Raw genomic sequence first — 21,315 nt, 5'->3', positions numbered from 1 at the left:
ACATGCGGCACCGGCACAAAGTCGCCTCGCTCTTGTGGGCGCTCGGCGCCCTGATATCTGTGATGTCCATCCCGTCCGCGGGCGTCCCACGGTCCGGGGCGTCGAGCGAGCCGAGGGCCGCCGTCTCTCCCACCGCCCATGGCTTCGGGGAACTGCCCGCCGTCGGACGGCTGTTCGGCACGCAGGGGAGACAAGAGCTGAGCTGCATGGCGAGCTCTCTGTCCTCGCCGAACAAGAACCTGATCATCACAACGGCGGACTGCGTCTTCGACTTCAGGAGCGGCAGGACATTCGACAATATGATCTTCGTTCCAGGGTACGACGCCGGTAAGGCGCCCTATGGGCAGTACGTGCTCAAGAGCGTCTACGTTCACCACCGCTTCCTTCGAAATCCGAGAAAGGCCACCTATAATTACGCCTTCGTCACCGTCTACGATGGAATAGATGCCGATGCCGCGGGACGCCCCAAGGACGTAGGAAGGCTCGGGGACAACGTAGGAGGTCTGGGATTCACCTGGGATCGCAGACTAGCCGAACCCGTTTCCGGGTTCGGCTACGCCGAAAGCCCGCAAGGCCAGCCCTATCTGCTTCCCGGCGGGCGGCTCCAAGCATGCCACGGCCAAAGCTTCCCCGCCGTCGAAGTGGCAGTGGGAATCAAGTGCGACCTGAGCCGGCAGGCGATCGGCGGACCGGTGCTCGTCCGCTACACCCCTGGGACCGGACGCGGATACGTCACGGGCGTGATGGGGAGCATCGTCGACATCACAGAAGACCATCGCGTGGACGCGATGCTGTATCCCTACTTCGACGACGAGGCGCACGACCTCTACCTGAGCGCCACCAAGGAATGGAGCGGGCGTCCATCCCTCTCCACGTTCCCCGAAACGTTCGACGACTGACCGCGACCCTGACCGCGACCCTGACCGCGCACCGTCCGGCCCTTCCCCGCGACCCCGCGCCCGATCGACTCACAGGAGACGCTCCGGGCGGTCCTCGCGAACCCAGGTGACGCCGTCGAGGCGGGCCAGGGCCCTGGCCGCTTCGCGCGAGGGGACGGCCACGACGGCGCGGGCGGGTGGGAGTTCGCGGAGGAACTCCGCGCCCGGGACGGTGGTCAGGTGGGCGCGGAAGTCGGGCATCGGGATGGAGATGCCGACGATGAAAGCGGTTCTGGTCACCGCACGCTCCTTCATCTCGCGGCCTCACGGGTTTTCGGGAGGCCGCGTCGGCGGGGTCGGCCGGTACGGACGGGCCGGTACCGCAAGGCGTCATGTACCGGGGTACCGACGGGGCGTCACCTACCGGCGGTGTCGATGGGGCGGTGCCGCGAGGCGGTGTGGATGGAGGCGGGGGTCAGCCGTGGAGGTAGTCGACGAGGTGGGCCTTTTCGGCCTCCAGCTCCTCGATGGCGCTCTTGACGACGTCGCCGATGCTGACGATGCCGGCGAGGCGGCCGTCGCTGAGGACGGGGACGTGGCGGATGCGGTGGTCGGTCATGGTCTTGCGGAGGTCGCCGGCGTCGGCGTCCGGCTCGCAGGTGCGGACGGGAGTGGTCATGATGGCGGACACGGGCTCGGCGAGGACCTCGGGGCCGTTCTGGTGGAGGCGGCGCACGACGTCGCGTTCGGAGACGATGCCGAGGATGGACATGCCGTCCTCCGACACCACCACGGCGCCGATGTTGTTGTCGTAGAGGGTGGCGAGCAGTTCGGTCACCGTGGCCTGGGGGCGGACGGTGGCGACCGTGCTTCCCTTGTGCCGCAGGATCGCGCTGATGAGCATCGACATCACCTCGTGATGCTGGGGAACCCGGAGAGTACCTCTGACTTCCCCACCTGCGGTCAACGTTAAGCGCGCGGCGCGGTAAAGCCGCGAGGGTGAGGGGGACCCAAATCAGGGGCTCTTCCCGGAAGGCCCGCCATGAGTAACATGCCACATACCACTACCTCTCCCAAGGACTGCGATGAGCGATCAGCTGAACACCGGCAGCCACGACCTGCCCTTCTCCGATGCTCTGGCCGCGTTCATGACCACCGGCTGGGAGGAGAGCGAGACCACCCACGCCCCGCTCCCCCTCGCCGCCTACACCGCCAAGCGGCGCGCCGCCCTGGCCCAGCGGTTCCCCGGCGAACGGCTCGTCATCCCCTCGGGCACGCTCAAGGTGCGCAGCAACGACTCCGACTACCGCTTCCGCACGCACAGCGCGTTCTCCTACCTCACCGCCGGGCGCGAGCCGGACGACGTGCTCGTCATCGCCCCGGACGGCCACGCCACGCTGTTCACCCGCCCCCGCTCGCCGCGCTCCGCCGACGGCGCGGCCGGACAGGAGTTCTTCCGCGACCGCAGGTACGGCGAGTTCTGGGTCGGCGCGCGGCCCACCCTCGCCGAGGCCGAGACGCTGTACCAGATCGAGTGCGCGCCGATCGGCCGCCTGTCCGAGGCGCTGACCGGGCCCGCGCGGGTGCTGCGCGGCGTGGACGACTCCGTGGACGCCCGGGTGACCCCGCACGAGGGGGACGGCGAGCTGGCCGCGTTCCTGTCGGAGACGCGCCTGGTCAAGGACGAGTGGGAGGTCGCCGAGCTGCAGCACGCCGTGGACGCCTCGGTCCGCGGCTTCGAGGACGTCGTGCGCGCCCTGCCGCAGGCGCTCGCCCACCCGCGCGGCGAGCGCTACGTCGAGGGCGTGTTCGGGCTGCGGGCCCGGCTGGAGGGCAACGCCACCGGCTACGAGACCATCGCCGCCTCCGGCGCGCACGCCTGCGTGCTGCACTGGATCCGCAACGACGGGCGGCTGAACCGGGACGAGCTGCTGCTGCTCGACGCGGGCGTGGAGACCGACGAGCTCTACACCGCCGACATCACCCGCACCCTGCCGCTGTCCGGCCGGTTCAGCCCGGTCCAGCGGCAGGTGTACGAGCTGGTGTACGCGGCGCAGGAGGCGGGCATCGCGGCGCTGCGGCCGGGCGCGCGCTTCCGCGACTTCCACCGGGCCGCGATGGCGGTGATCGCCGAAGGGCTGCGCGAGTGGGGCGTGCTACCGCACGCGGACGGCGACCTGCACCGGCGGTACACGCTGTGCAGCAGCGGGCACATGCTCGGCCTGGACGTCCACGACTGCGCCAAGGCCCGCGCCTCGGCGTACCTGGACGGGGTGCTGGAGGCGGGCCAGGTGCTCACCGTGGAGCCGGGCCTGTACCTGCAGCCGGACGACCTGACGCTGCCGCCGGAGCTGCGCGGCATCGGCGTGCGCATCGAGGACGACCTGGTGATCACCGAGCACGGCGCCCGCCTGATGTCGTCCGGCCTGCCGCGCCACCCGGACGAGATCGAGTCCTGGATGGCCGCCCTGAGCGGCTGAGCGGACGCGGGGACCGGGGCGCCGTCCGCCCCGGTCCCCGCCTGTTCGCGGCGGTTCACCGGCCGGCGACGCCGTGGGGGCGCCGGCCGGCGGCCGTACGGGCCCGGTGGCGTCGGTGTACCGGCCCGAGAATGATCAAATAATCTTCGTGAACTCCTTACAGCAATCGCTTCTGTCGCAGAGCGGAGCCCCTGACGCCCCGCTCGCCCTGACCGGGGTCACGGTGGTCGACACGACCGGAGGCCCGTCCCTCCCCGACACGACCGTGGTCGTGGCGGACGGCCTCATCACGGCGGTGGGCACGCGGCCCCCGCTCCCGCCCGGCACGCGCGTGGTGGACGCGCGCGGCGCGCACGTCATCCCGGGCCTGTGGGACATGCACGTCCACGTGTTCGACGAGAGCCGCCTGCCGCTGTTCCTCGCCAACGGTGTCACCGGCATCCGCCACATGGGCGCGGCGCCCGTCCACACCGAATGGCGCGACCGGCTCACGCGCGGAGAGTTGCTCGCCCCGCGCACGGTGGTCGCCAGCCGCATCATCGACGGCCCGAACCCGATGCGGCCGAACTCGATCGCGGCCGGCACCGAGCGGGAGGCCAGGGAGGCGGTGCGGACGAGCGTGGACGAAGGCGCCGACTTCCTCAAGGTCTACAGCCTCCTGCCGCGGGACGCCTACTTCGCGCTCGCCGACGAGGCCGCGAAACTCGGCATCACCTTCGCCGGGCACGTGCCGTTCGGGGTCACGGCCGCCGAGGCGGCCTCCGCCGGGCAGCGCAGCATCGAACACCTGGAAGGGATCTTCCTGGACACCTCGGCCCGGGCGGCCGAGCTGCGCGGCGAGGTCGCCGCGGTCGACGGCACGGACATGGCCGCGATCTTCCGGGTCTTCTCCGAGGTCCTCCCGGCCGCGGCCGCCTCCACCGACCCGGCGCGGGCCGCCGCCCTGTACGAGACGTTCACCGGGAACGAGACCTGGCACGTCCCCACGCTGGCCGCGCTCCAGGCGATGGCCTTCGCGGGCGGCGACGACTTCCCGCTGGAGGGCTACCTCCCCTACATCGAGCCCGGCCTGCGGGACGCGTGGACCTCGCACCGGGCGTGGGGCGGCGACCCGCAGCGGCGGGCGCGCAACCGGGACCTCTTCGACCGCCAGCTCCAGGTGACCGGCGACCTGGACGAGGCGGGGGTGGACCTGCTGGCGGGCACCGACACCTTCGTGCCCGGGTTCAGCCTGCACGACGAGCTGGAGCTGCTGGTCCGCGCGGGCCTGACGCCGCTCGCGGCGCTGCGCGCGGCCACCTGGAACCCGGCCCGCTTCCTCGGGGTCACCGGCGCCTTCGGCAGCGTCGAGGCGGGCAAGGCCGCCGACCTGCTCCTCCTGGACGGCGACCCGCTGCGCGAGATCGGGAATACGCGGAGGATCCGGGCGCTCGTCCACGGCGGCAGGCTCTTCGACCGCGCGGAACTGGACGGCATGGCGTCCGGCTTCGGCGACGAGCAGGCGTGACCGGCGCCAGGAAAGCCGTCCCCGGCCACCGGTGAGGCCGGCGCGGCGCCGGTCAGGTCTCCCCGCCGGCGAGCGGCGGGGAGACCGTGCCGGCGGCGCGGCCGGGCGTGGGGTCGAGGAAGACGTGGCTGACCCGGGGGAAGCGCTCCATCAGGCGGCTCTCCATCCGGTCGGCCGCCGCCTCCAGGCGCGCGCCCGTGCACTCGTCCACGAAGTCGACCTTCGCGGCGACCAGCACGTCGTTGGGCCCGAGCATCATCGTCAGCAGCTCGACCACCTGGCTGACCTCGTCGTGGGAGGTCAGCTCGTCCTCGATCGCCTCGCGCAGCCGCGGCGAGGCCGCCTGGCCGATCAGCAGCGAGGCGTTGGCGCGGATCAGGTGCAGCGCGACGCCGAGCAGCAGCAGGCCGATCACCACCGAGGCCAGGCCGTCCCACAGCGCGGACCCGGTGAGCAGGGCGCCGACCAGGCCGAGCGCCGCGATCAGGATGCCGGCCAGCGCCGCGGCGTCCTCGAACACCACGGCCTTGACGGCGGTGTCGGCGGTCCGGGCGACGTACCGGCCGGGGCTGACGCGCAGGCGGCGCGCCTCGCCGCGCACCTGGTGCAGGGCGCGCAGGAAGGAGATCGCCTCCAGGACGAACGAGATGGCGAGGACGGCGAAGGAGACGCGCAGGTCGCCGAGCTCCTCGCCCTCCCTGATCGTCTGCACGCCGTGCGTCATGGAGAACCCGGCGCCGATGACCAGCGTGGCCCCGGCGGCCATGAGCGCCCAGAAGAACCCGGCCTTGCCGTAGCCGAAGGGGTGGCGGGGGTCGGCGGGCTTCTCGGCGCGCCGCACCGACAGCAGCAGGAGGATCTCGGTCACGGTGTCGGCGGCCGAGTGCGCCGCCTCCGACAGCATCGCGGAGGAGCCGCTGAGCAGCCCGGCCACGAACTTGGCCACCGCGATCGCCAGGTTGACACCGGCGGCGACCAGAACGGTGAGGAAGCTTTCCTTGCCGCCGTTCCGCCGCGCCGCGCCGGCGGTCTGTCCGTCGTTCATTTCGCGGCTCCTGCCCCGCGCTGTCGTTCGTTATCTGTTCGGCACGGAAAAGCTCCTCCATCAGTCACAATGGGGTAAGCAGCGCACCACCCACCGCACTTCGTTCCGCGGAGTCCCGAGAGATAGATCATCTATGAGCACGGCGGAATCCGATGAACTCGACCACCACTGGCTGAGCAGCGGTGAGCAGCGTGCCTGGCGGGCGCACCTGTCCGCGCACAAGCTCCTCGAACACCGGCTCGACCGGGAGCTCCAGGAGTTCGGGCTGTCGATCAACGACTACGAGATCCTGGTCAACCTGTCGGAGAGCCCCGGGCACCGCATGCGCATGAGCGACCTGGCCGAGGCGACGATCCAGTCCAGGAGCCGCCTGTCGCACCAGATCGCCCGCATGGAGGCGTCCTCCCTGGTCTGCCGGGAGAGCTGCGCCGACGACCGGCGCGGCACGTTCGCCGTGCTGACCGAGCACGGCTGGGAGACGATCCAGCGGGTCGCCCCCACGCACGTCGCCAACGTCCGCTACCACTTCATCGACCGGCTCGCCCCCGAGCTGATCGAGGCCCTGGAGGCCGCCTACGCCCCGGTCGTGGCGCATCTGCTGAAGTTGCGGGCCGAGGAGCGCGCCTAGCCGGTCCTGGAGCGATCCCGAACCGATACCCGCGAACAGGGCTGCGGACCCGGGAATGGTGGCTAGCATCCCGGCTGTGTCGAACAGGTCCGCTGAATCGCCGACGTCGCCCGCAGCCAGGCGGCGCACTCCTCGTGTCCGCGCGCTCGTGACGTTGCTGGCCGCGCTCTGCCTGGCCGCCGCCTGCTCGTCGCAGGCCGAGCTGCCCGCCGGGCCCGACCTCATGAAGAGGTCGGCCGAGGCCATGCGGTCGGTCAAGAGCGTGGCGTTCGCGATCGCCACCGAGGGCAAGCCGCCCGTCCCGCTCAAGCGCGCCGAGGGCTCGCTGATCACCAAGGGGGACGCCAAGGGCACGGTCCAGATCGAGGTGCTCGGCATGCTGCAGGAGCTCGCGTTCGTGCTGACCGGCGACACCGTCTACTTCAAGGGCCCGACCGGCGGGTACCAGACCATGACCCGGGCGCAGCTCGCGCAGATCTACGACCCGTCGGCCATCCTCGACCCCGACAAGGGGGTGGCGCGGCTGCTGTCCGGCGCGACCGGGGCCACCACCGAGGCCGCGGAGGACGTCGAGGGCTCGCGCGCCTACCGGGTCGCGGCCACGCTGCCCCGGGACGTGGTCACCGCCGTGGTGCCGGGCGTGCGGCAGGAGGTCAAGGGCACGTTGTGGGTGGACACGGCGAGCGGGCGGCTGGTGAAGGCGAGCCTGCCGATCTCCGAGGGGGCGAACTCCGGCACGGTCCTGGTCACGCTGACCGACTACGACGCGCCGGTCACGATCGCCACGCCGGCGACGTAGCCGATGACGAGCCCCTCCGCACCGGGCGGCGCCCCGCACGACGCCGTCCGCCCCTCCGGCGACCCGGCCCCGCAGCACGGCCTGCCCTCACAGGAGGGCACACTCCCTCAGGAGGGCACGCCCCCGCACGATGGTCCGCTCACGCCGGGTGAGCCTTCCGCGCAGGGTAAGCCCCCCACGCCGGGTGAGCCTTCCGCGCAGGGTAAGCCCCCCACGCCGGGTGAGCCTTCCGCGCAGGGTGAGCCGCCTCGTGGGGACGGCTTCCCCTCGCGTGCCGCGGCCCGGCGGGCGGCGCTCGGGGTGGGCGGGGCGGCGGTGCTGCTCGCCGCCCTGGACGCCTACGTCGTGGTCACCGTGCTGGTGGACATCGCCAAGGACGCCGGGGTGCCGGTCAACCACCTGGAGCGCGTCACCCCGGTCGTCACCGGCTTCCTGCTCGGGTACGTCGCCGCGATGCCGCTGCTCGGCCGCCTGTCGGACCGGTACGGCCGCAGGCCGCTCGTCCAGGCGTGCCTGGCGGGCTTCGCGGCGGGCTCGGCCGTGACGGCGCTCGCGGGCTCGATCCCCCTGCTGACGGCGGGCCGCACCCTGCAGGGCATCGCCGGGGGCGCGCTGCTCCCGATCACCATGGCGCTGATCGGCGACCTGTGGGACGAGCGCGCCCGCCCGATCGCGCTCGGCGCCGTCGGCGCGGCCCAGGAGCTCGGCAGCGTCCTCGGCCCCCTGTACGGCGCCGGGGTCGCCGCCGCGATCGGCTGGCGCGGCATCTTCTGGATCAACATCCCCCTGGCCCTGCTCGCCGCCGTGGCCGTCCACCGGACGCTGCCCGGGACCGGCCCCGGATCGGGAGCCAAGACCGGTCCAGGCACCGGCCCCGGGTCCGGCGCCAAGACCGGCCCAGGGACCGGCGCTGAGACCGGTGGACGCGGCGCGGGCCGGGTCCGGATCGACGTGGTCGGCGGACTGCTGCTCGCGCTGGCCCTCGGCCTGCTCGTGGCCGGGCTCTACAACCCCGAGCCGGACAAGGCGGCCCTGCCCGCGTGGGGCCCGGCCGCGATCGGGGCGGGCCTGGCGGTGGGCGTGGCGTTCGTGCTGTGGGAGCGGCGCGCCCCGGTCCGGCTGCTGGACATGAGCGGCGTGCGGCGCCTGCCGTTCTCCGGGGCCCTGGTGACGAGCTTCCTGGCCGGGGCCGCGCTGCTGGTGACGCTGGTGGACGCGCAGCTCGTCGCGCAGACCCTGCTCGGCAGGGACGCCGTGGGCGGAGCCCTGGTGCTGTCGCGGTTCCTGGTCGCGCTGGCCGTGACGGCGTTCGCGGGCGGCCCGCTGGTGCGCCGCTTCGGCGAGCGGGCTGTGGCCGTGGCCGGGATGGCGCTGGCCACCGCCGGGTACGTCCTGATCTCGCAGTGGCCGGTGGCGCTCGCCGACGCCCACTATCCCCTGGGCCTGGCCCGCACCGATGTGGACCTGGCCGTCGCCGGGCTCGGGCTGGGCCTGGTGATCGCGCCGGTGTCCTCGGCCGTGCTGCGCCTCAGCCCGGCCGACCGGCACGGGCTGGTCTCGGCGGCGGTGGTGGTGGCGCGCATGATGGGCATGCTGCTCGGCGTCGCCGCGCTGTCGGCGTGGGGGTTCCACCGCTTCCAGTCGCTGACGGCCGGGCTGGACACGCCGCTGCCGTTCGGCGTGGAACCCGCCGAGTACGCCCGGCGCCTGGCCGCCTACACCGCCGAGGTCACCCGGGCGCTGCACCAGGAGTACACCGAGATCTTCCTGCTCACCGCGGTCGTCTGCGCGGCCGGCGCGCTGGCGGCCCTCACCCTGCCGGGACGGCGGCGCGAGCGGACGTGAAGGCCCGCGCCCCCCTTCGCGGGGGGCGCGGTCGGCGTCACTTCTTCTTCGCGGCGCCCCGCTTGTCGCGGATCCTCATGGTGACCTCCAGCGGCGAGCCCGCGAAGCCGAACTCCTCGCGGATGCGGCGTTCCAGGAAGCGCCGGTAGGTCTCCTCCAGGAAGCCGGAGGTGAACAGCACGAACTTGGGCGGCTCGGTCGACGCCTGCGTCGCGAACAGGATCTTGGGCTGCTTGCCGCCGCGCACGGGCGGCGGAGTGGCCGCGATGAGCTCCGACAGGAAGGCGTTGAGCCGGGCGGTGGGGACGCGGGTCGTCCACGACTCCAGGGCGCGCTCGATCGCCGGGACGAGGCGGTCGACGTGCCGCCCGGTCTTGGCGGAGATGTTCACGCGCAGCGCCCACGGCACGCGGACGAGCTGGCGGTCGATCTCTTTCTCCAGGTAGTACCGGCGGTCCTCGTCCACCAGGTCCCACTTGTTGAACGCCACCACCATGGCGCGCCCCGACTCGATCACCATGCTGATGATGCGCAGGTCCTGCTCGGTGAGCACCTCGGAGGCGTCGATGAGCACGACGGCGACCTCGGACCGCTCCAGCGCGGCCTTGGTGCGCATGCCCGCGTAGAAGTCGGCGCCCTGGAGCTGGCGCTCCCGGCGGCGGATGCCCGCGGTGTCGACGAAACGCCAGGTCTTGCCGCCCAGCTCGACCAGCTCGTCCACCGGGTCGCGGGTGGTGCCCGCCATGGGGTCGACCAGCACGCGCTCCTCGCCGGCGAGCTTGTTGAGCAGCGACGACTTGCCGACGTTCGGCTTGCCGACCAGGGCGATCCTGCGCGGGCCGCGCTCGGCGGCGAACCGCTGCGGCGGCGCCTCGGGCATCTTGTCCAGCAGGACGTCCAGCAGGTCGCCGCTGGAGCGGCCGTGCAGGGCCGAGACCGGCTGTGGCTCGCCGAGGCCGAGCGACCACAGCGCCGCGGCCTCCAGCTCCTGCCGCTGGTCGTCCACCTTGTTGGCGGCCAGCACGAGCGGCTTGCCCGAGCGGCGCAGCACCGACGCCACGGTCTCGTCGGCGTCGGTCACCCCGACCGTGGCGTCCACCACGAACAGGATCACGTCGGCCAGCTCCACCGCGACCTGGGCCTGCTCGGCGATGCGCAGCCCCATGCCGGTGGCCTCGGGGTCCCAGCCACCGGTGTCGACCAGCGTGAACCTGCGGCCCCGCCAGAGCCCTTCGTAGGTCACGCGGTCGCGCGTGACGCCCGGGACGTCCTCGACGACGGCCTCACGGCGCCCGATGATGCGGTTGACCAAAGTGGACTTGCCCACGTTGGGGCGGCCCACCACGGCGACGACCGGCAGGGGGCCGGAATCCGGCTCCGCCTCCGGCGTGGCGCCGTCCTCCTCGAATTCGGCGAGGTGGGCGGCGATCCAGCCGCCCTCGTCCTCGTACTCCCCCGTCACGTCACGTCCGTTCCGTTGTCCTTGGCACAGTCCTTGGCGCAGCCCTCGGCGCGCCGGTTCACCGGCGGGCCGGGGCGCCCTGACGGGGCCCGCGCGGGCCACGGGTCAGGTGCGCTCCTTCACGAGTCGAAGCACCTCGGAGATGACCTCGTCCAGGTTGAGCTCCGTGGTGTCCAGTTCGACCGCGTCGGCCGCCATCACCAGAGGGTCGGCCTTGCGGGTGGAGTCGAGGGTGTCGCGCCGGGCCATCGCCAGGCGCTGCGCCTCGACCGTCGTGCCGGTGAGCTCGGCGCTGCGGCGCCGGGCGCGGGCCTCCGGGCTCGCCGTCAGGTAGACCTTGACCGGCGCGCCGGGAGCCACGACCGAGCCGATGTCCCGCCCCTCCACGACGATGTCGCCGCCGTCGATGAGGGCGCGCTGCTCGGCGACCAGCCGGGCGCGGACCTCGGGGACGGCGCTCACCGCGGACACGGCGGAGGTGACCTCGTGGGTGCGGATCTCGGCGGACACCTCGCGCCCGTCGACCGTGACGCCAGGGGCGTCGGGGTCGGTGGCGATGGTGAGCGCGGGTTCGCCGGCGCGGGCGGCCACGGCCGCCGGATCGCCGACCTCGACGCCGTGCTCCAGCATCCACCAGGTGATCGCACGGTACATCGCCCCGGTGTCGAGATAGCGAAGCCCGAGCGCGCGCGCGACTCCGCGCGAGGCGCTCGACTTGCCCGACCCCGAAGGACCGTCCATGGCGACGACCAGTGCGGTCACGGCATCTCCCTCCGCCCTCCCGATTGAGTTGTCCGCAAAGAGGGTACCGGGAATCCTCCGCCACCCGGGCATCGACGGCCTAGGGCACGTGCCAGCCGTGCGCGCGCAGCGCCTCGGCCAGCGCCTCGGCCGCCTCGGGCTGCACCGACAGCTCGGCGGCGCCCAGCGGGAGGCCGGGAGCGTGCTCCAGGCGGACGTCCTCGATGTTGACCCCGGCGTCCTTGGCCACCTGGAACAGGCGGGCCAGCTCGCCGGGACGGTCGCCGACCAGCACCTGCACCACGGCGTACGACCTCGGGGGGCCGCCGTGCTTGCCGGGGATCCTGCTCTGGCCGGTGTTGCCGCGCCGCAGCAGGTCGGTGACCTCGCCGATCGCCGGGCCCGCCTGGGCGCCGTCGCCCACCGCGACCTCCCGCAGCGCCCGCGCGGCGGCGTGCAGGTCGTCGGCGACCGCCTCCAGGACCTCGGCCACCGGGCGGGCGTTGCCCGACAGGATCACCGTCCACAGCCGGGGGTCGCCCCCGGCGACGCGCGTCACGTCCCGCACGCCCGGCCCCGCCAGGCCGAGCGCCGTCTCCGACGCCTCGGCCAGCCGGGCCGCGACCGCGGAGGCGGCGACGTGCGGGGCGTGGGAGACCAGGGCCACGGCCTCGTCGTGCGCGGACGGCTCGACCGGCACGGGGTTGGCCCCGCACAGATCGATCAGCGACAGCACCGCCGCGACCGCCTCGGGCGCGGACTCGGGAGCCGGGCAGTACGCCCACGGGCGGCCGAGGAAGATGTCGGCGCGCGCCGCGGCCGGGCCGGAGCGCTCCCGCCCGGCGAGCGGGTGCCCGGCGACGTAGCTGGACATGTCGCAGCCGAGCGCGGCCGCCTGGGCGATGGGCAGGGCCTTGACGCTGGCCACGTCGGTGTAGAACCGGGCGGCGCCGGTCTTCTGCAGGTCGAGCAGCCACTGGGCCACGTACTGCGGCGGCACGGCGATCACCGCAAGATCGACGGGCGGGCCGTCCTGGGACCACGCGGCGCCCGCGCCGAGCTCGCTGGCCAGGCGCACGGCCGCGGGATCGCGGTCGGCGAGCGCGACCGTCACCCCGTGCTCGCGCAGCGCGAGGGCGACGGACGTGCCGATGAGGCCCGTGCCGACGATCAGCACGGTCTCGATGGCCCGGGGCTCGGCGTTCACTGCGCGATGTCCACCCTCAGCGCGGCCGCGCCCTTGAGGTAGACGTGCTGGATCTCCTGCCGGGGCCTGGCCGTCTCGATGTGGGCCATCAGGCGCACCACGCGGGGCAGCGCGCCCGGCACGTCGATCTCGCTCGCGCAGATCAGCGGCACGTCGTGGAAGCCGAGCTTGCGCGCGGCCAGGGCCGGGAACTCGGAGGTGAGGTCCGGCGTGGCGGTGAAGATCACGCTGATCACGTCGTCGGTGGTCAGGGCGTTGCGCTCCATGACCGCGGTGACCAGCTCGGTCACCCCCGCCAGGATGGCCTCCCGCGTGTCGGCCTCGACCTGGACGGCGCCCCGGACCGCGCGCACCATGGCATTTCCTTTCAGCTACCGCCGCGCCCGCTCGGCGGGCCTGACCCGGCCCCGGGAAGGCCCCGGGCGGCCGGGGACGTCCCCGGTCTGCCCGGTGCGCCCCGGCAGGCCTCACCTTCCCGACAGGTTACATTCCCACGGTCGCGTAAAGGTCGCCGACCTCCTTGAGGGTGAGCGTCCGCATCGTGCCCGGCTTGAGACGGCCCAGCTTGACGGGGCCGAACTCGATGCGCGCCAGATCGATCACGGGGTGGCCCACGGCCTCCAGCAGGCGGCGGACGACGTGCTTGCGGCCCTCGTGGATGACGACCTCCACCAGGGCCTGCTGACCGTGCTCCTGGACGATCTTGAAGTCGTCGGCCTTGACGACGCCGTCCTCCAGCTCGACCCCGTCGCGCAGCACCCGGCCGAGGCCGCGCGGGATCGGGCCGGGCACCTTCGCCCAGTACTTCTTCTGCACGCCGAAGCTCGGGTGGGTGAGGCGGTGGGCCAGCTCGCCGTCGTTGGTGAGGATGATCAGGCCCTCGGTCTCGGTGTCCAGACGGCCGACGTGGAACAGCCGCTCGGGGCGGTCGATGACGTAGTCGGCCAGCGAGGGGCGGCCCTCGGGGTCGGACATCGTGCTGATCACGCCGATCGGCTTGTTGATCGCGAAGTACACCTGGTCCGGGGCGGTGGGAATGCGCTTGCCGTCCACGTGGATGACCTGCTTGGCCGGGTCGACGCGGGCGCCGAAGCGGCGCACGACCTGACCGTCCACCGTGACGCGGCCATCGCCGATCATGTCCTCGCAGGTGCGCCTGGCCGCGACGCCCGCGGCGGCGAGGACCTTCTGCAGGCGGACGCCGCCCGGCACCTCGGTGGTGTCGCGCTCGTCGGTGTAGTCGGAGGGGTAGAAGTCGGGGTCGCGCAGCGGCTGGCGCGCGCTCTTGAACGCCCCGCCCCGCCCGGCGCGCGGCGCCTGGGGACGCCCTTCGCCCCGCCGCCCGCGGACGTCGGCCTCGCGCCGCCCGCCCACGCCGCTCTCGCGCCGCCCGGCCGGGCCGCCGGTCCGTCCCCCCGCGCGGGCCACCGCGCCGCGCCCCTCGTCCGAGCGGCCGTAGCGCCCACGGGAGCTCGCCGGGGCGCCTCCGATGGTGCGGACCTCGTCGCGTCCGTACCGGCCCTCACCGGACTCCCGCGACCGCTCGCGCGCGGGCCGGTCACGGCCGGAATCCTCCCGCCCGTAGCGCGGCCGGTCCCGGCCCGCGTCCTCCCTGCCGAAGCGGGGCCGGTCACGGCCGGAATCCTCCCGGTTGAAGCGGGGGCGGTCACGGCCGGAATCCTCCCGGTTGAAGCGGGGGCGGTCACGGCCGGAATCCTCCCGGTTGAAGCGGGGGCGGTCACGGCCGGAATCCTCCCGGTTGAAGCGGGGCCGGTCGCGGCCCGCGTCCTCACGTCCGAACCGCGGCCGGTCACGGCCCGCGTCGTCGCCGAAGCGGGGCCGGTCCTCACGCCCGAAGCGGGGGCGGTCGCGGCCGGAGTCGTCGCGGGTGTAGCGGCCGCGCGTGCCGCCGCGCTCGGCCCTCGGAGCGCCGCGGTCGTCCTCGCGGCGGTCGCGGAAGGAACCCTCGCCGCGGGACGCGCCACGCCGGTCGCCGCCGGAGAATCCGCCGCGGTCGTAGGAGCTCCTCCGGTCAGAGGAGGCGCCGCGGTCGTAGGAGCTCCCGCGGTCGTAGGAGTCCGCCCGGCGGCCGGCGGCCGAGGAGCCGCCCCGGCCCGCGCGGATGGACCCGCCGCGCTCGCCGCCGCGCTCGTCGTCCCGCCTGCCGTACCGGCCCGTGGACCCGCCCCGCGCCGCCCCGTACGCCGAGGAGCCCCCGGAGGAGGGGCCGCGCCGCGGGCCGCCCTCGAAGGAGCGGGAACCCTCGCGCCCGCGGGGGTCACGGTCGTCGTCACGGGCGAACGCGCCGCGCCCGCCCTTCGAGGCACCACGCTCGCCGGTGCCGCGCCGCCCCTCCGGGCGGAAGGCGTCTCCGCGGTCGCCCGCGCCACGGAAGCCGCCCCGGGAACCACCCCGGGGCGCGCCTCCTCCACGGGGGCCGCCGGAACCGCCACGGGATCCCGCGCCCGCCCGGGAACCGGGGGCGTCGCCGCGTCCTCGACCGCGTCCATCACCGGACGGGGTGCCACGCCTACTGTTCACTTCTGTCGCTCCTCTAAGGTTTCCACGTCGTCGGGGAGGAACGGGGCGAGCGCGGGGAGCTCGTCGAGACTCCGCAGCCCCAGCCTCTCCAGGAAGTACGAGCTCGTGCGGTAGAGCACCGCCTGGCTCTCGGGGTCGGTGCCGGCCTCTTCCACCAGGCCGCGCGCCACGAGGGTGCGCATGACACCGTCGCTGTTGACGCCCCGGATCGCGGCGACCCGGGCCCGGTTGACCGGCTGCCGGTAGGCGACGACCGCGAGCGTCTCCAGCGCGGCCTGCGTCAGCCGCGTCTGCTGCCCGTCGCGGACGAAACGCTCCACGTGGGCGGCTTGGTCGGCCCGCGTGTAGAAACGCCAGCCGCCCGCCACCTCTCGAAGATCGAAACCACGGTCGTCGCGCGTGTATTCCGCCGACAGCTCACGCAGGGTCTCGACGACCTCGCGCACCGGACGCTCCAGCACCTGCGCCAGGGTGACCTCGGCCACCGGCTCGTCGACGACGAGCAGGATCGCCTCCAGGGCGGCGCGCAGGGCCGCCCCGTCCTGGAGGGCGGGGACGCCCGTGGCGTCCTCAGGAGTCATCGGATGCATCCTCCCGGCCGGGGCGCTCGCCCGGCCCGCTGTCGTCGCCGTCCGGGCGCTCCGCAGGCGGGGCGCCCTCGTCATAGTCGTCGGCCACCGCGATGTCTCCGTCGTCGGCGCCGGTCCAGATCACGTGCAGGTCTCCGAGCGGCTCCAACTGCTCGAAGGAGACCGCGGCCTCCCGGAAGAGCTCCAGGACGGCGAGAAAGCGCGCGATGACCTCGTAGGTGCCCGCGCAGTCGGCGGTCAGGGCCCGGAACGTCGCCCTGCGCACGCGCCGGAGCCGTGCGACCAGGATAGCCGCTTGCTCGCGGACGTTGGCGACGGGCTGATAGATGTGCGAGGTCGAGACCGTGGGGGGAAGCTTGGGGGTGAACGCGCGGGCGGCGATCTTGGCGAGGCGCTCGGGGCCGATGCCCAGCACCAGCTCGGGCAGCAGGCCGGCGAACCGGGCCTCCATGGGGACGACCCGCGGCCAGCGAAGAGCCTCCTCGGCCATGCGCCCGGCGAAGACCTTGGCGACCTCCTTGTAGGCGCGGTACTGCAGCAGGCGGGCGAACAACAGGTCGCGGGCCTCCAGCAGCGCCAGGTCCTCCTCGTCCTCCACCTCGCCGGTGGGGAGCAGGCGGGCGGCCTTCAGGTCGAGCAGGGTGGCGGCGACGAGCAGGAAGTGGCTGGCCTGGTCGAGGTCCCACTCGGGGCCGCGGGCGCGGATGTGGGCGATGAACTCGTCGGTCACCTGGTGCAGGGAGACCTCGGTGATGTCCAGCTTGTGCTTGGCGATGAGCCCGAGCAGCAGGTCGAACGGGCCCTCGAAGACCTCCAGGTGTACCTGGAAGGCGTCGGGCCTGGCCTGGCCGGTCGCGGGCTGCTCGGTCACCGGTCCATTCTCCCGCACGCGGGCGGCCGTGCACGCCACGCGTCCGCGTGGTCACGTACCGGACCGGACCGGCACGGAAGGGGCACGGATGGGCGCCGGCGGGCGCTTATGACCAGCGGGACAGGAGCTCGCGGGCCAGCTCGCGGTAGGCGGTCGCGCCCATGGAGGCGGGGTCGAACTGGGTGATCGGCTCGCCGGCCAGCGTGGCGTCGGGGAAGCGCACGGTGCGGTTGATCACGGTGTGGAAGACCTTGTCCCCGAAGCCCTGCATGATGGTCTGCAGGACCTCGCGCGCGTGCAGCGTGCGCGGGTCGTACATGGTGGCGAGGATGCCGTCGATCTCCAGGTCCTTGTTGAGGCGCTCCTGCACCTTGGTGATCGACTCCATGAGCAGGGCGACGCCGCGCAGCGCGAAGAACTCGCACTCCAGCGGCACCATGACGCTGTGGGCGCAGGTCAGCGCGTTGACCGCCAGCAGGCCGAGCGAGGGCTGGCAGTCGATCAGGCAGATGTCGTAGTGCGGAAGCAGCGGCTCCAGGGCGCGCCCGAGCGCGTACTCGCGGGCGACCTCGTTCACCAGCCGGATCTCGGCGCCGGACAGGAAGATGTTGCTGGGCAGAAGGTCCATGCCCTCGACGCTGGTGGCGAGCAGGACGTCCTCTGCGGTGACGTCGGGCTCTTCCATGATCAGGTCGTAGATCGTGGCCTCGAGCGGGCGCGGGTCGATGCCGAGGCCCACCGAGAGGGCGCCCTGGGGGTCGAAGTCGACGAGCAGGACGCGCTGGCCGCACTCGGCGAGCGAGGCGCCGAGGTTGATGGTCGTGGTGGTCTTGCCGACGCCGCCCTTCTGGTTGACCATGGCGACGACCCGCGCGGGGCCGTGGGTGGTCGGCGGGACCGGCTCCGGGAAGACGGGACGCGGACGCCCGGTGGGACCGAGAAGACCCTCGTTCCTGGTGTCGCCCCAGGAAGCGTTGGGACCGGGGTTGCCGGCGATCTCCCGGGCTGAAGCGTCTGTGGTCGCAGTCACCAGATGAACCTCCCTGACGGCCCCGAACCGGACCGTCCGGACGGACACTATGGGGTCGGCACGTATGCGGCAAGGCGACGCGCCCTAGAGCTATGAAGTTGGGCGCCCGGCCCCCGGTGGGGCCGCCGCGTGGGCGTCTCGGAGCCCGTCGACGCCGACCAGGGTATAGACCTGGGTCGTCGTCACCGAGGCATGCCCGAGCAGTTCCTGCACAACCCTAACGTCCGCTCCTCCGTCAAGGAGGTGAGTTGCGAACGAATGGCGCAACATATGCGGCGACACCCCTTGCAGCCCGGCACGCTCCGCGGCCGAGCGCAGCACCTCCCAGGCGCCCTGGCGGGTGAGCCTGCCGCCCCGCGCGTTCAGGAACAGCGCGCGGGTCTCCGGGGCGCTCGGCGAGATCAGCGGACGAGCCCGGTGCAGGTAGGCGCGCAGCGCCTCCCCCGCGTACCGGCCGAGGGGGACGACGCGCGCCCGGCCGCCCTTGCCGCGCAGGCGCACGTGCCCGGCCACGACCTCGCCGCCCGCCTCGACGTCGTCCACGGCCAGCCCGACGGCCTCGGAGATCCGCGCGCCCGTGCCGTACAGGACCTCCAGCAGGGCGCGGTTGCGGTGGATGAGCGGGGCGTCGCCGGAGCCCGCGGCGGCGATCAGCCGCTCCACGTCGGCCACCCCGATGGCCCGCGGCAGGTGGTGCGGCCTGGCCGGCGGGTGCACCGCGCCCGCGGGGTCGTGCGCCGCCAGCCCCTCGCGCAGCGCGAACCTGTGCAGGCCCCGCACGGCCGAGACCGCCCTGGCGGCCGAGCCGGCCGCCAGGGCCCGGTGGTGGGCGTCCCCTTCGCGCAGCGAGGTCAGGAACTCCCGGACGTCGGCCTCGCCGACCTCGGCCAGGGAGGGACGACCGCGCGAGCGCAGGTGCTGGAGGTAGCGCCGCAGGTCACGCCGGTAGGAGGCCAGGGTGTTGGCCGCGAGCCCGCGTTCGGCCCCCAGGTGGGCGAGGTAGCCGGCGATGGCGGCCTCGATCCCGGCGAAGGGGTCGGCTAAAGGGCCGGCGAGGGGGTCGGCGTGGGGGCGCAGGACGGAACCTCCCTGTCAGGCCTCCTCCGCGTCGGCGGGACGCAGGGTGGTGAAACCGTCCGGCGAAGCGGCGTACGCGGCGAGGATACCGGCGACCGCAGGTGCGTTGTGGATCATTCCGGACAGTACCCTGCCGACCGCGTCCGCGAGGGGCACCCAGACGACGGGCATGTCCACCTCCTCGTGCCTGCGGACGAACCCGTTCTCCTCGTCGGGGATGGCCTCGACGTCGCGGGCGAGGAAGACGCGGATGCGCTCGTCGCTCGCGCCGGGCGTGGTGTAGACGTCGATCAGCGTGTGCCAGGTCTTGGCACGGTACCCCGCCTCCTCGGCCAGCTCGCGGGCGGCGCAGTCGACCAGCGGCTCGCCGCGCACGTCGCGGATCCCGGCGGGCAGCTCCCACAGCAGGCGGCGCGCCGGGTGGCGGTACTGCCGCAGCAGCAGCACCCTGCCGTGCTCGTCCAGGGCCACCACGGCCACCGAGCCGGGGTGGACGACGTAGTCGCGGTCGGCGACCTCGTCGCCGGGCATCCGCACCTTGTCGGTGCGCACGGCGATCACCCGGGCCCGGAACCGCTCGGTGGACTCCAGGACCTCCCAGGACGCCGGGACGTCCCGGACGTCCTCGACGGTCAGGTCCTGTGGCTCGGCGCCGTCTCGCCGGGTGTCGTCCCGGACGTCCGGTCCTGAGCCGTCCGCGGTCGTTCCGCTCACGCGCCCCCCTGTCCTCGGTCGGATCGGCTCGATCGCTTCGGTGCGCTCGGTCGCCGCGCCGGGCGGCTCACGCGCCGCGCCCGGCCTTGGTGACCCTCTCGCGCGCGTCGGCGTACGTCAAAGCCGCCTCGACGAGGCCGCGGAAGAGCGGGTGCGGGCGCGTCGGGCGGGACCGGAACTCGGGGTGGGCCTGGGTGCCGACGAAGAACGGGTGGGTCTCGGCGTCCAGCTCGGCGTACTCCACCAGGCGGCCGTCCGGCGACAGCCCGGAGAAGACCATGCCGACCTTCTCCAGCGGCTCGCGGTAGGCGTTGCCGACCTCGTAGCGGTGGCGGTGGCGCTCGTCGGCGACGGCCGCGCCGTACAGCCGCTGGACGATCGAGCCCTCGGCGAGCTTGGCCGGGTAGAGGCCGAGGCGCATGGTGCCGCCCATGTCGCGCTCCCCCGCCACCACGTCCTCCTGGTCGGCCATCGTGCTGATCACCGGGTGCGCGGTGGCCGGGTCGAACTCGGCGCTGTTGGCGTCCTCGATGCCGGCCAGGTTGCGGGCCGCCTCGATGACCATGCACTGCATGCCGAGGCACAGGCCGAGCAGGGGGACCCGGCGCTCGCGGGCGTGGCGGATGGCCCCGAGCTTGCCCTCGATGCCGCGCACGCCGAACCCGCCGGGGATGAGCAGGCCGTCCACGCCGTCGAGCTCGCGCTCGGCGCCCTCGGGGGTCTCGCAGTCGTCGCTCTTGACCCAGCGGATGTTGACCCGGGCGTCGCAGGCGAACCCACCCGCGCGCAGCGCCTCGGTGACCGACAGGTAGGCGTCGGGCAGGTCGATGTACTTGCCGACCAGCGCGACCGTGACCTCCTTGGCGGGGCGGTGCACCCGGCGCAGGAGCTGGTCCCACTCGTGCCAGTCGACGTCGCGGAACGGCAGGCCGAGGCGGCGGATCACGTACGCGTCCAGGCCCTCGGCGTGCAGGACCTTGGGGATGTCGTAGATGCTCGGGGCGTCCACCGCCGAGACCACGGCGTCCTCGTCCACGTCGCACATCAGGCTGATCTTGCGCTTGAGCGAGGTGGTGATGGGCCGGTCGGAGCGGCAGACGATCGCGTCCGGCTGGATGCCGATGCTGCGCAGCGCCGCCACGGAGTGCTGGGTGGGCTTGGTCTTCAGCTCGCCGCTCGGCCCGATGTACGGCAGCAGCGAGACGTGCAGGAAGAACACGTTGTCGCGGCCGACCTCGTGGCGGACCTGGCGGACGGCCTCGAGGAAGGGCAGCGACTCGATGTCGCCGACGGTGCCGCCGACCTCGGTGATCACCACGTCGACGTCCGGGCCGGCCATGCCGCGGATGCGGTCCTTGATCTCGTTGGTGATGTGCGGGATCACCTGGACGGTGTCGCCGAGGTACTCGCCCCTGCGCTCCTTGGCGATGACGTTGGAGTACACCTGGCCGGTGGTGACGTTGGCGGAGCCGTGCAGTTCGGTGTCGAGGAACCGCTCGTAGTGGCCGACGTCCAGGTCGGTCTCGGCGCCGTCGTCGGTGACGAACACCTCGCCGTGCTGGAAGGGGTTCATCGTGCCGGGGTCGACGTTGAGGTAAGGGTCCAGCTTCTGCATGGTGACCCGCAGGCCGCGAAGCTTCAGCAGGCGCCCCAGGCTTGAGGCGGTGAGCCCTTTGCCGAGACTGGAGGCGACGCCACCCGTGACGAACAGATGCTTGGTGTTTGCGGCGCTGCGCAAGGAGGTTCTCCCGTGGTCCGTTGTGAGCGTGGCCGTCCGACGGGCGACCGCGTGTCCACGGGCTCTCAGAATATCAAAGCACGCTTGCGAAGTGCCCGAACATCACCTGGGCGTCCGTTCCCAGCATGCTAACCAACGGGTAACTTTTCCGGTTATGTCACC

General features: G+C 73.2%; 20 protein-coding genes. 6 read left to right on the top strand and 14 right to left on the bottom strand.

The window, feature by feature from the left end; translation table 11 throughout:
- The first annotated feature begins 2 nt into the window (after positions 1-2).
- Positions 3-899: a trypsin-like serine peptidase gene (locus tag BJ981_RS25715; protein ID WP_184614536.1), complete on the top strand. Its 897-nt coding sequence runs from the start codon at positions 3-5 to the stop codon at positions 897-899.
- A 69-nt stretch (positions 900-968) separates the two neighbouring features.
- Here BJ981_RS25715 and BJ981_RS25710 read toward each other — a convergent pair whose 3' ends face one another.
- Together BJ981_RS25710 and BJ981_RS25705 are read right to left on the bottom strand one after the other, a co-directional pair.
- Complete coding sequence (locus tag BJ981_RS25710; protein WP_184614534.1) at positions 969-1,178, bottom strand: hypothetical protein; 210 nt, start codon at positions 1,176-1,178, stop codon at positions 969-971.
- A 175-nt stretch (positions 1,179-1,353) separates the two neighbouring features.
- Complete coding sequence (locus tag BJ981_RS25705) at positions 1,354-1,782, bottom strand: CBS domain-containing protein (protein WP_184614532.1); 429 nt, start codon at positions 1,780-1,782, stop codon at positions 1,354-1,356.
- 181 nt (positions 1,783-1,963) lie between these two features.
- On the opposite strand from BJ981_RS25705, the gene BJ981_RS25700 reads away from it, so the two are divergent.
- Positions 1,964-3,358 carry an aminopeptidase P family protein gene (locus BJ981_RS25700; protein WP_184614530.1) on the top strand — a complete coding sequence of 465 codons (1,395 nt, stop codon included), beginning with the start codon at positions 1,964-1,966 and terminating at the stop codon, positions 3,356-3,358.
- Between the two features lie 148 nt (positions 3,359-3,506).
- Entirely contained in the window at positions 3,507-4,865 is a 1,359-nt protein-coding gene (locus BJ981_RS39385) for an amidohydrolase family protein (protein ID WP_184614528.1), read from the top strand.
- A gap of 52 nt (positions 4,866-4,917) precedes the next feature.
- Here BJ981_RS39385 and BJ981_RS25690 read toward each other — a convergent pair whose 3' ends face one another.
- On the bottom strand, positions 4,918-5,910 hold the full coding sequence (locus BJ981_RS25690) for a cation diffusion facilitator family transporter (RefSeq protein WP_184614526.1): 993 nt from the start codon (positions 5,908-5,910) through the stop codon (positions 4,918-4,920).
- Positions 5,911-6,043: 133 nt separating this feature from the next.
- Here BJ981_RS25690 and BJ981_RS25685 point away from each other — a divergent pair, with 133 nt between their 5' ends.
- The 3 genes from BJ981_RS25685 (at position 6,044) to BJ981_RS25675 (ending at position 9,182) form a co-directional block, all read left to right on the top strand.
- Positions 6,044-6,538: a MarR family winged helix-turn-helix transcriptional regulator gene (locus tag BJ981_RS25685; RefSeq protein ID WP_184614524.1), complete on the top strand. Its 495-nt coding sequence runs from the start codon at positions 6,044-6,046 to the stop codon at positions 6,536-6,538.
- Between the two features lie 76 nt (positions 6,539-6,614).
- Positions 6,615-7,337 carry an LppX_LprAFG lipoprotein gene (locus BJ981_RS25680; RefSeq protein ID WP_239139620.1) on the top strand — a complete coding sequence of 241 codons (723 nt, stop codon included), beginning with the start codon at positions 6,615-6,617 and terminating at the stop codon, positions 7,335-7,337.
- 300 nt (positions 7,338-7,637) lie between these two features.
- Positions 7,638-9,182 carry an MFS transporter gene (locus BJ981_RS25675; protein ID WP_184614514.1) on the top strand — a complete coding sequence of 515 codons (1,545 nt, stop codon included), beginning with the start codon at positions 7,638-7,640 and terminating at the stop codon, positions 9,180-9,182.
- Positions 9,183-9,219: 37 nt separating this feature from the next.
- Here the strand turns inward: BJ981_RS25675 and der are convergent, their stop codons facing one another.
- The 11 genes from der to pyrG all read right to left on the bottom strand — a co-directional run bounded on the left by der (position 9,220) and on the right by pyrG (position 21,153).
- Positions 9,220-10,644 carry a ribosome biogenesis GTPase Der gene (gene der / locus BJ981_RS25670; protein WP_184614512.1) on the bottom strand — a complete coding sequence of 475 codons (1,425 nt, stop codon included), beginning with the start codon at positions 10,642-10,644 and terminating at the stop codon, positions 9,220-9,222.
- A 105-nt stretch (positions 10,645-10,749) separates the two neighbouring features.
- The gene (cmk, locus tag BJ981_RS25665; RefSeq protein WP_239139622.1) at positions 10,750-11,406 is read right to left on the bottom strand and encodes a (d)CMP kinase; all 657 of its coding nucleotides are present in this window, start codon (positions 11,404-11,406) and stop codon (positions 10,750-10,752) included.
- A 79-nt stretch (positions 11,407-11,485) separates the two neighbouring features.
- The gene (locus BJ981_RS25660; protein ID WP_239139623.1) at positions 11,486-12,592 is read right to left on the bottom strand and encodes a prephenate dehydrogenase; all 1,107 of its coding nucleotides are present in this window, start codon (positions 12,590-12,592) and stop codon (positions 11,486-11,488) included.
- Positions 12,589-12,948, bottom strand: coding sequence for a chorismate mutase (gene aroH, locus BJ981_RS25655; protein ID WP_184614508.1), 360 nt, complete (start codon positions 12,946-12,948; stop codon positions 12,589-12,591). The genes BJ981_RS25660 and aroH overlap by 4 nt, the downstream gene beginning before the upstream one ends.
- A gap of 127 nt (positions 12,949-13,075) precedes the next feature.
- A complete protein-coding gene (locus BJ981_RS39380) occupies positions 13,076-15,133 on the bottom strand; it encodes a pseudouridine synthase (RefSeq protein ID WP_184614506.1) in 2,058 nt (685 codons plus the stop codon).
- The gene (scpB, locus tag BJ981_RS25645) at positions 15,130-15,714 is read right to left on the bottom strand and encodes an SMC-Scp complex subunit ScpB (protein WP_204070620.1); all 585 of its coding nucleotides are present in this window, start codon (positions 15,712-15,714) and stop codon (positions 15,130-15,132) included. Before scpB ends, BJ981_RS39380 begins: the two co-directional genes overlap by 4 nt.
- Positions 15,704-16,594 carry a segregation and condensation protein A gene (locus BJ981_RS25640; protein ID WP_184614502.1) on the bottom strand — a complete coding sequence of 297 codons (891 nt, stop codon included), beginning with the start codon at positions 16,592-16,594 and terminating at the stop codon, positions 15,704-15,706. The genes scpB and BJ981_RS25640 overlap by 11 nt, the downstream gene beginning before the upstream one ends.
- Positions 16,595-16,700: 106 nt before the next feature.
- Positions 16,701-17,624, bottom strand: coding sequence for a ParA family protein (locus BJ981_RS25635; RefSeq protein WP_372437016.1), 924 nt, complete (start codon positions 17,622-17,624; stop codon positions 16,701-16,703).
- A 90-nt stretch (positions 17,625-17,714) separates the two neighbouring features.
- Complete coding sequence (locus BJ981_RS25630; protein ID WP_184616406.1) at positions 17,715-18,647, bottom strand: site-specific tyrosine recombinase XerD; 933 nt, start codon at positions 18,645-18,647, stop codon at positions 17,715-17,717.
- A gap of 69 nt (positions 18,648-18,716) precedes the next feature.
- Positions 18,717-19,337: an NUDIX domain-containing protein gene (locus tag BJ981_RS25625; protein ID WP_239139635.1), complete on the bottom strand. Its 621-nt coding sequence runs from the start codon at positions 19,335-19,337 to the stop codon at positions 18,717-18,719.
- A 145-nt stretch (positions 19,338-19,482) separates the two neighbouring features.
- Entirely contained in the window at positions 19,483-21,153 is a 1,671-nt protein-coding gene (gene pyrG, locus BJ981_RS25620; RefSeq protein ID WP_184614500.1) for a CTP synthase, read from the bottom strand.
- Positions 21,154-21,315: the final 162 nt, after the last annotated feature.

Origin of the sequence: Sphaerisporangium krabiense (assembly GCF_014200435.1) — a bacterium.
Classification (GTDB): domain Bacteria; phylum Actinomycetota; class Actinomycetes; order Streptosporangiales; family Streptosporangiaceae; genus Sphaerisporangium; species Sphaerisporangium krabiense.
This window is presented reverse-complemented; position numbering and strand designations above follow the sequence as displayed.

Coding starts and splice junctions, on each gene's coding strand:
- scpB (WP_204070620.1), bottom strand. CDS start 15,714: ATGACTCCTGAGGACGCCACGGGCGTCCCCGCCCTCCAGGACGGGGCG.
- BJ981_RS25685 (WP_184614524.1), top strand. CDS start 6,044: ATGAGCACGGCGGAATCCGATGAACTCGACCACCACTGGCTGAGCAGC.
- BJ981_RS25700 (WP_184614530.1), top strand. CDS start 1,964: ATGAGCGATCAGCTGAACACCGGCAGCCACGACCTGCCCTTCTCCGAT.
- BJ981_RS25690 (WP_184614526.1), bottom strand. CDS start 5,910: ATGAACGACGGACAGACCGCCGGCGCGGCGCGGCGGAACGGCGGCAAG.
- aroH (WP_184614508.1), bottom strand. CDS start 12,948: ATGGTGCGCGCGGTCCGGGGCGCCGTCCAGGTCGAGGCCGACACGCGG.
- BJ981_RS25715 (WP_184614536.1), top strand. CDS start 3: ATGCGGCACCGGCACAAAGTCGCCTCGCTCTTGTGGGCGCTCGGCGCC.
- BJ981_RS25705 (WP_184614532.1), bottom strand. CDS start 1,782: ATGCTCATCAGCGCGATCCTGCGGCACAAGGGAAGCACGGTCGCCACC.